The organism is Klebsiella sp. JN_Kp126, assembly GCF_033843325.1.
GTDB lineage: Bacteria > Pseudomonadota > Gammaproteobacteria > Enterobacterales > Enterobacteriaceae > Klebsiella > Klebsiella michiganensis.
Genome location: NZ_JAWXQV010000096.1, coordinates 87,534 through 97,344, shown reverse-complemented (window position 1 = coordinate 97,344; position 9,811 = coordinate 87,534). Strand labels below are relative to the sequence as shown.

The following is a 9,811-nucleotide window of genomic DNA, read 5'->3' as shown; positions in this document are numbered from 1 at the left end:
ACTCTGACAGTGATTCGGATTCTGACAGTGACTCCGACTCTGACAGCGACTCGGATTCTGACAGCGACTCGGATTCTGACAGTGACTCGGATTCCGACAGCGACAGTGATTCCGACTCTGACAGTGATTCGGATTCCGACAGTGACTCCGACTCTGACAGTGATTCGGATTCTGACAGTGACTCCGACTCTGACAGCGACTCGGATTCTGACAGCGACTCGGATTCTGACAGTGACTCGGATTCCGACAGCGACAGTGATTCCGACTCTGACAGTGATTCGGATTCCGACAGTGACTCCGACTCTGACAGTGATTCGGATTCTGACAGTGACTCCGACTCTGACAGCGACTCGGACTCCGACTCTGACAGCGATTCGGACTCCGACTCTGACAGCGATTCGGACTCCGACTCTGACAGCGACTCGGATATCCCGCAGGCCAATGCGGATACCAATACCGCGCTGATCTCTGAGAACCATGACAATCTCGACGGGGTAAACGGTACGATTACCCAGCTGACAGGCGTGAACCTGCTTGGCGTGGTCGATGTTTCGCTGCTTAGCGGTAATAACTTTGACTTTACTGTCGCGAGTGGAACGACTCAGGATGTGGCACTGGATATTTCCGGCGGCACCACGCTGAGCTCGGCGGCGCTGATTAATACGCTACTGCTGCTGCTGGGTGGAACGAATACCTTCCAGGCCGATCTCGCGGTGGTGAATACGGTGACCGGAGAAGTGGTTGCGCTGGCGTCGAATGCGGTGACTATTACGGCGGGAGGCGTCAGCCTGGATTACAGCGGTAGCGCGAGCTTCAGCGACCTGCCGGAGGGGAACTATACGGTAGTGATTTCGTCGCCAACGAATACCGGGCTGCTGCCGACGCTGGTGAATTTCCTGGCGAATCTCAGCGTAGCGACCGCGGTGGATGTGGCGGTAACCGACTCCGTAGGATACGAGTCCGCGATTATCAGCGGTAACGTACTGCAGACGGACGCGGGTGGGGACGTTGGCGATACCGGTACGGATATTACTGTGACCAGCATCATTGCGACCTCGGTTCCGGGGGCAACGGCGGAACCGGTTAGCTCGGGGGGGACGATCGTTGAGGGCGCCTACGGTACGCTGGTGATCTATGCCGATGGTTCTTACACCTATCACGCGACCGGAGACGCTGACTCTGTCGGTCAAACGGAGGTCTTTACCTACACCATTACGGATGCGGATGGCGATACGGCAACGACGACGCTGACCATTAATATTGGCCTGGCCGATGATACGGATAGCGATGCTGATTCCGACTCCGACAGTGATTCAGACTCTGACAGCGACTCCGACTCCGACAGCGATTCGGATTCCGACAGTGATTCCGACTCTGACAGCGATTCGGACTCCGACAGCGACTCGGATTCGGACAGCGATTCTGACGCTGACAGTGATTCGGATTCTGACAGCGATTCGGATTCAGACAGCGACTCCGACTCGGATTCCGACAGCGATTCGGACTCTGACAGTGACTCGGATTCTGATAGTGATTCCGATTCCGACAGCGATTCGGACTCTGACAGCGACTCTGACTCCGACAGAGACTCGGATTCAGACAGCGACTCGGACTCTGACAGCGACTCGGACTCCGACAGCGATTCGGACTCCGACTCTGACAGCGACTCGGATTCGGACAGCGACTCGGATTCCGACAGCGACTCGGATTCCGACAGCGATATCGAGGCCATCCCCGATAGCAACAGCCCGGACGTTGTCGCGCTGGAAGGTAACCTGAACAACGTCAGCGGTACCAGCGGTCAACTGGTTGGCCTGACGTTACTCAGCACCGTCGATGTCTCGCTGCTGTCGGGCAATAATCTGCGCTTTAGCGTGGGTTCCGGAACCGTTGAGGATATGACGGTATCGGTGAACGGCAACTCGCTGCTGACGGCGAGCGGATTGCTGACCACTATCGTCAACCTGCTGGGAGCAGGAAATACCCTGACGGCCGATCTGTCGGTGGTGAATACGGCCACCGGCGAAGTCGTGGCGATTGCGGAAAACAGCGTCTCTATCTCGGCGAGCCTGCTTGGCGGGCTCTCCTATAACGGCACGGTCTCCTTCGCCAATCTGCCGGCGGGCGACTACACCATGGTTATCTCTGCGCCGGAAAGTAACGGCCCCCTGGTATCGTTGATCAACGCGCTGGCGGCGGCCCAGGTGGCAAGCTTCGTCAACGTGGACGTGACGGATTCCGTTGGCTACAGCGTCGGCGCCATTGAAGGTAACGTGCTGGATACCACAGCCAGCGGCGATATGCAGGATAGCGGTCAGGGCATCTCGGTCACCAGCGCGGTATCTGACTCCGTCGACGGATCGACCCCGGTTAACGTGACCAGCGCTGGCGTCAATATCACCGGGGCTTATGGGGTACTGACGATTCACTCTGATGGCAGCTATAGCTACCAGTTGACCAAAGGCGGGGCCGCTATCGGTCAATCGGATGTCTTTAGCTATACCATTACCGATGAAGCGGGCAATACCTCGACGACTAACCTGACGATTAATATCGGCGGCAACATCGAACCGGCGCAGGCCAATCCGGATGCTCAGGAAACGGATCTGACCGCGACGTTCGATACCCTCAACGGAGAAAACGGTATCGTTGGCCAACTTGTCGGCGTCTCGTTACTTGGTTCCGTCAACGTTGGCTTACTCAACGGCAATAGTTTTGACTTTGACGTCGCCGCGGGGGCAAACGAAAAAGTGCTGCTCGCTGTCTCTGGGACCACCGGCCTGAGCCTGGGCGCGGCCCTGAGCACGTTGCTGAGCCTGCTGGGTGGCGCATCGTCCTTTACGGCGGATCTCTCTATCGTCGATAAGGCGACCGGCGAAGTGGTGCAGGTTCTGACCAACGCCGTCAACATTAATGTTAATGGACTGGGTCTCAGCCTGGGCTATAGCGGCGGCGGCTGGTCCTCAATGTTACCTTCAGGGTCGTACACGGCGGTGGTCTCTTCACCGAATACCGGCGGTCTGTTGGGCGCGCTGCTGGACCTGAACCTGGGCACCTTTGTCAACGTGTCGGTCACCGACTCTGAGGGCTATCACACCGACAGCCTGACGGGGAACGTCCTGCAAAGCGATGGCGACGGCGATGTGGCGGACACCGGGGTAAATATTAAGGTGACGAGCGTCACCGCCACCTCGGTGACCGACGCCGATCCGGTATCGGTCACCAGCAGCGGAACGACGATAGCCGGTGCCTGGGGATCGCTGACCATCCATAGCGACGGTAGCTATACCTATCAGCCGTACGGCGGAGTGAATAGCGTCGGCCAATCGGAGGTCTTTACCTACACCATAACCGACAGTCTGGGCCACACGGCGAGCACGACGCTGACGATCGATATCGACAGCCCGGCTTCGCTGGCGGTGAATGATGTCGTTGCGCTGAACGTGGCAACGGCGCTGGCAACGGTGAATGTTCCGGCGATTGACACCGCGGGGCTGAACACAAGCGGTAAGTCGACAACGGGCGGAGTATCAGCGAGTAAGTCGATTAACTTTAGCGTGGGGGCCGATCGCGAAATGGATACCCTCTCGGTGAATGTGAACTACACCGCAAGTGGCTCGGTGGTCAATACCGTCAGGATTGACAGCACGGTCAGTATTTATCATGTGCTCGGCGACGGCAGTAAGGTTCTGGTGTGGCAGGGGGTACCGACAGAAAATCTGACCACGATTATCGGCGCAACAGCTAGCGCTACGGATACGCTAACGCTAACGGGTGTGGCATTGAGCGAAGGAAATTACGAGATGGTCCTGGCTTCGAAAGCCACCGCCACTCTGGATTCTTTCTTAACGCCAGCGCCGAATTATACGGTTGGAGCTTCTATCACCGGTACAACGTTCGATACCGCAACGCATTATACGGTGGCAGGAACCAACGTCAGCGGGAATATCCAGAACGGAAACAACTCGGGCGGTACGGAAGATTTCCATGGCGTGCTGTATGCCTCATACACCGTCACCAGACATACTTCCTCTGGCAGTGCCGAATCCTGGACCTTCAACAGTAATGGCAGTATCACCACCAGCAACGGTAGCGCAGTAACCGGAAGCAGCGTCACAATTTACGGTGACTATGGCACCCTGACGATGGCGAATAATGGTTCTTATACCTACAGTCTGAAGGCAGGGATGGATGTGTCGACAATCACGCACAAGGAGGTCTTCGCCTACACGGTAAACGACAGCAATGGCGTTTCTTCCGCGGCGACGCTGACCATCGATCTGCATCCGCAGATTACCGGCAGCGTGAACGGCGACGATATCCACAGCACCGCTTATGACGATACCTTCACCCTGGGTATCGGGGCCGACACGGTGGTTTACAACCTGCTGGCCGATGACAATACCGGCGGCAACGGCAGCGATACCTGGAAGGATTTCTCGGTTGCGCAAGGGGATCATATCGATGTGTCGGCGCTGCTGGTTGACTGGGATGGGAACAGCAGCAGTTTGGGCAACTATGTGACCCTGAGCTACGTTGGCAATAACACGGTGGTATCCATCGACCGCGACGGCGGGGCCGGTGACCATCAATCAACAACCTTAATTACGCTGGAAGGGGTGCATATCAATTCGCTCAACGAGCTGCTTGATACAAATAACTCCAACTAATCGGCGTTATAGCGAACGGCACACGGAAGTGCCGTCCAGATTATTTATTGCGGAGGAATGAATCGGGCAGCGATCCGGGAGATAGCAGACCGTTATTTAATAAAAATAATGATGCGGAAATTATTATATCCGTTTTTTCAGTGCGTGAATTCTGAAGGGTAAATTTGATGCGTCTATTTAAACAAAAAAGGAATGTCATAACCTGCGGCTATACCGCTCTCTTTATTGCTTTGAATCCGCCGTTTTCAGGTCATGCGGAAAATTCATACTTGATGCCGAATGATATTAGCAGCCAGCGTTTAACCGATAGCCAACAGGTCGCGGGGTACAATGAAGAGATTATTAATAGCCAGACCCGAATATCCGGCCCGCTGGATATTAAAAAAGCGGTAAAAAATGCGGTCAACTGGCATCCGGCGATTACCCAGGAGGTCAGCAAACTCCAGGAAATGGCGCAGAAAGTTGACGTGGCGAAAGCCAAATATTACCCGCAAATTAGTGCGGGTATGAATAATGGTTATAGTAATACTTATTCTGATGCCGGATATACGCCATCGCTGGTCGTCTCGGTATCGCAAATGCTTTACGACTTCGGCAAAGTGTCCAGTTCGGTCAGGGCCGCCGACTCCGGCGTGGCCCAGCAGCAGGCCACCGTCATGCTGAATATCGACCAGGTCGCTCACGACACCGCCGCGGCGGTAGTGCAGGTGCAGGGCTATCAAAAGCTGGTCGACATCGCTAAAGCGCAGGTCAATTCGCTTAAACAGATTGGCGATCTTATTCGCCAGCGCAACGATGCGGGGGCGTCATCATTATCGGACGTTGTGCAGACCGATACCCGTGTGGAGGGCGCGCAATCTACGCTCCTGCAATATCAGGCGGCCCTTCAGCGCTGGAAAGCCACGCTCGCGACCTATATCGGCATCGGCGGCATTGCCACGGTGACGGATGACCTTCCGCAGGGGATGGACGCCGCCTGCGCGGTATCCAAAATCGATTACCGCTCTGTTCCGGCGGTATTAGCGGCGCTGGCCCAGGCCGGCCAGGCCCAGGCTCAGCTGGATAACGCCAACGCGCAAATGCTGCCGACGATTTCCCTTGAGCCGGAAGTCACCCATTACCTCAACGATAACTACGCCAACAGCGCGGTACTGAATAAAACGCAATACTCCGCCTGGGTGAAAGTGCAAATGCCCATCTATCAGGGCGGTGCGATGACCGCCTCCCGCGACGCCGCCCAGCAAAGTCTGGCGGCGGCGAATGCGGCGATCAAAACCGCCCAGCTGGACGCCAGCCAGAAGCTGAACGCCTCTCGCGATGAAGCGGTTAATCTTGCCCAGTCGCTGGGGATTCAGAAACGTCAGCAGCAGCTGGGTGAGCAAACCCGGGCGCTGTATCAGGATCAGTATCTTCAGCTCGGCTCGCGGCCGCTGCTGGATCTGCTCAACGTCGATCAGGAAATTTACCAGGCCAGATTTAGCCAGGTCCTGACGGAATCACAACTGCGTTCGCTGGAGCTGGACTGCCTGTTCAGCACCGGCAAGATGCGCTCGGTGTTCGCGCTGGAAAAACAAAATATCCAGGGCGTGGAGATCCGCCCATGACCTCACAAAACGAACGCGCCGGGATACCGCATTTGCTCGATTGGTCTAATGCGATTGCTTTTATTGCCAACCACTATCGACAAAGCTTTTCTCCCGGCACGCTGCATGCCGCCGCCGAGTGGGCGACGCAGAAAACCCTGCCGGAGGCGCTCCGGCACCTGGCGCGCCACGCCGGGCTAAACTGCCAGTTTTTATCTCCGGGCGATGAGAAAATGTCGGCCTGGCGGCTACCGCTGGTCGTCCAGCTGCGCGACGGGCAAGTCGCCGTGCTCGAAAGCTTTGACGTTAATAACGCCGTCGGGGTGCGGTTTGTGAAGGAGCTCGCGCTGCTCAGCTACTGCCCGCTGGAAACCCTGCTGCCGGAAATTGAAAAGACCATTGCGTTTCGCCCGTCAGCGCCGGAAAGGGATATTCGCACCGAGAGCTACCTGGCCCGCTTTCAGCCGGACTGGCTGCGCAAAATTGTGCTGAAAGATATTCGCCCCTATCTGCACGTGATGCTGGCGTCTTTTGCCATAAACGTTCTTGCGCTGAGCGGTATTCTGTTTTCGATGCAGGTTTACGATCGGGTGATCCCGGCGCAGTCTTATCCCACTCTTTATGTCCTGTTCAGCGGCGTATTGCTGGCGGCAGTATTTGCTTTTGTGCTGAAAATTATGCGCGGGCACGTCACGGATCTGCTCGGCAAACGCGGGGATATTCGCGTTTCTGACCGGGTCTTCGGCCACGCGCTGCGCCTGAAAAACAGCGCGGTACCGCGCTCGACGGGGAGCTTTATTTCGCAAATCCGCGAGCTGGAGCAGGTGCGCGAAATGATGACCTCAACGATGATGACCATCGTGGCGGATTTACCGTTCTTTTTGCTGTTTCAGGTGGTGCTGTTTATCGTCTCGCCGTGGCTAAGCTGGATTGCGCCGGTGGCGACGATTCTGATGATCCTGCCCGGCCTGCTGCTGCAGCGCAAGCTCGCGGCGCTGGCCAATAAAAACCAGCATGAAAATACCTTGCGTAACGCCATTCTGGTGGAAAGCATTCAGGGGTTGCAGGACATCAAAATGATGCAGGCGGAAAGCCGCTTTTTGCATCAGTGGAATAGCTATATTGCCATTACCGCCGAGTCGGGGGTCAAAACGCGCAGGCTCACCCACGGCCTGGTCAGCTGGGGAATGTCGGTGCAAAACCTGCTCTATGCCACGGTGGTGGTGGTCGGCGCGCCGCTGGTGATTAATGGCGACATCACCACCGGGGCGATGGTGGCGGCATCAATGCTCTCGACCCGCATGGTGGCGCCGATGACCGCGCTGTGCGGCGTACTCGCTCGCTGGCAGCAGGTGAAAACGGCGAAGGCCAGCCTCGATAATCTGATGGCGCTGCCGGTCGAAGGGGGGCAGGACGAAACCCGGGTTCACCGCGCCGTGCTGCACGGCAACTACGAGTTCCGGCAGGCGGAATTCCGCTACGGCCTTAACGATGCCGCGATCCCGCTGCGTATCAACCAGTTATCCATTAAAGCCGGCGAGAGAATCGCCATCCTTGGGCGAATCGGCGCCGGTAAATCGACCCTGCTGCAGGCGATGATGGGCAACGTCGAGCTGGTTTCGGGCGAGCTGCGGCTGGATGATTTAAGCCTGCCGCAGATCGACCTCGCGGATATTCGCCGTAACGCCACCTTGCTGACCCAGGAGGCGCGGCTGTTCCACGGCACCCTGCGTGAGAACCTGATCCTCGGGCGACCGGCGGCGACGGATGATGAAATCTTCTCGGTGCTTACCCTGTGCGGCGCGCTGGAGTTTGTGCGCAAACTGCCCCTCGGTCTTGAACACGTCATTATGGAAGGCGGGCTGGGGCTTTCAGGCGGCCAGCGGCAGTCGCTGCTGCTGGCCAGGACGCTGCTGCGCGATCCGAACATTATCCTGCTCGATGAACCGACCTCGTTTTTCGACGAGCGAACGGAAAAGGCCTTTGTGGAACAGCTGGCGCAGTGGGCCGGCGATCGAACGATGATCATCGCCACGCATAAAGCGGCGGTGCTTAATATCGTCGATCGGATCCTGGTTATCCAGGATGGGCAGCTGGCGCTGGATAAACCCAAAGCAACGGTTTTTGAGCAAGAGAAAGCCCGCGGCCAGGTGGTGAACATATGAATAAAATCCCCCTGATGGCCGATCACGACCCGGTGGCGCTGCTGCCGGATAGCGAAGAAGACGAGGCGAAAATTGTTAAATCGCGGCGGCTGATTCTCCTGCTGGCCGTTATGCTGCTGGTGGGCGGCGTCTGGGCATGGTTCGCGGTACTGGACGAAGTTTCAACCGGTACCGGAAAAGTGATCCCCAGCTCGCGGGAGCAGGTGATACAAACCCTCGACGGCGGTATTTTAACCGAGCTGAACGTACGGGAAGGCAGCAAGGTACAAGCCGGACAGGTTGTGGCGCGCCTCGATCCCACCCGCAGCGAATCTAACGTCGGCGAAAGCCAGGCGAAATATCGCGCCTCGCTGGCGGCGAGCATTCGCTTAACCGCCGAGGTGAACAATCAGCCGCTGGCGTTTCCCGACTCCCTGAAAGCCTGGCCCGCGCTGCTGGCGGAGGAGACGCGTCTTTACCATAGCCGCAAAGAGCAGCTGAGCAAATCGACGCGCCAGCTGGATGAGTCGTTAAAACTGGTGAATAGCGAACTGGCCATCACCGAAAGGCTGGCGAAAACCGGGGCGGCGAGCAATGTCGAAGTGCTGCGTCTTCGCCAGCAGGTCGCGGATATTAGTTTTAAAAAGATCGATCTCAATACCCGCTATTTTGTTGACGCGCGTGAACAGCTGTCAAAAGCCAATGCCGACGTGGCCAGCCTGGCGGAAGTGATAAAGGGGCGCGCCGATTCGGTCACGCGCTTAACCGTCCGTTCGCCGGTGCAGGGGATCGTTAAAAATATTAAGGTCAATACGATTGGTGGGGTTATTGCGCCCAACGGCGAGCTGATGGAAATTGTTCCGGTCGATGGCCGGTTATTAATCGAAGCGCGGATTTCACCTCGTGATATCGCTTTTATTCATCCTGACCAGCAGGCGCTGGTGAAAATTACCGCCTATGATTATGCCATCTATGGCGCGCTGAACGGCGTGGTGGAAACCATATCGCCGGATACCACTCAGGATGAAGCTAAACCGGATGTTTACTACTATCGGGTGTTTATTCGCACTGACTATGATTATCTGGAAAATAAAAGCGGCAAGCGTTTTTTAATTGGCCCGGGAATGATTGCCACCGTTGATATTAAGACCGGCGAAAAAACGGTCATGGATTATTTGGTCAAACCGTTTAATCGGGCAAAAGAAGCCTTAAGGGAACGTTAATCAACGGGCGAGCTTCTTATCGGCTACGGGCCATCGCCGTTTGCGGTCCGCCAGCCCGGACAAGACGCGTTGAGCGCCGCCTCCGGGGAGTGTGCCGGGCCGAGTCATCGGCGCAATATCTAAAATGGGTTTGTATGCAGTCTCTGATAATAATTTTTAAACATTCAACGCATTCTTGAATAAACGGAGAG

4 protein-coding genes are annotated in these 9,811 nt (G+C 56.6%); all 4 read left to right on the top strand.

Annotated elements, in window-relative coordinates; all coding sequences use genetic code 11:
• Nucleotides 1–4,670, top strand: a 4,670-nt coding sequence (locus SIK97_RS27520; protein WP_319610976.1) for a type I secretion C-terminal target domain-containing protein, incomplete at its 5' end; no start/stop codon positions are given.
• A 167-nt stretch (nucleotides 4,671–4,837) separates the two neighbouring features.
• On the top strand, nucleotides 4,838–6,274 hold the full coding sequence (locus tag SIK97_RS27515; protein WP_025106164.1) for a TolC family outer membrane protein: 1,437 nt from the start codon (nucleotides 4,838–4,840) through the stop codon (nucleotides 6,272–6,274).
• Nucleotides 6,271–8,418: a type I secretion system permease/ATPase gene (locus tag SIK97_RS27510; protein ID WP_046877472.1), complete on the top strand. Its 2,148-nt coding sequence runs from the start codon at nucleotides 6,271–6,273 to the stop codon at nucleotides 8,416–8,418. The genes SIK97_RS27515 and SIK97_RS27510 overlap by 4 nt, the downstream gene beginning before the upstream one ends.
• Complete coding sequence (locus SIK97_RS27505) at nucleotides 8,415–9,620, top strand: HlyD family efflux transporter periplasmic adaptor subunit (protein WP_004849542.1); 1,206 nt, start codon at nucleotides 8,415–8,417, stop codon at nucleotides 9,618–9,620. Before SIK97_RS27510 ends, SIK97_RS27505 begins: the two co-directional genes overlap by 4 nt.
• Nucleotides 9,621–9,811 lie beyond the last annotated feature (191 nt).

Bases quoted from the DNA above. Each gene is read 5' to 3' on its own strand.
- SIK97_RS27515 (WP_025106164.1), top strand. From the start codon at position 4,838: ATGCGTCTATTTAAACAAAAAAGGAATGTCATAACCTGCGGCTATACC.
- SIK97_RS27510 (WP_046877472.1), top strand. From the start codon at position 6,271: ATGACCTCACAAAACGAACGCGCCGGGATACCGCATTTGCTCGATTGG.
- SIK97_RS27505 (WP_004849542.1), top strand. From the start codon at position 8,415: ATGAATAAAATCCCCCTGATGGCCGATCACGACCCGGTGGCGCTGCTG.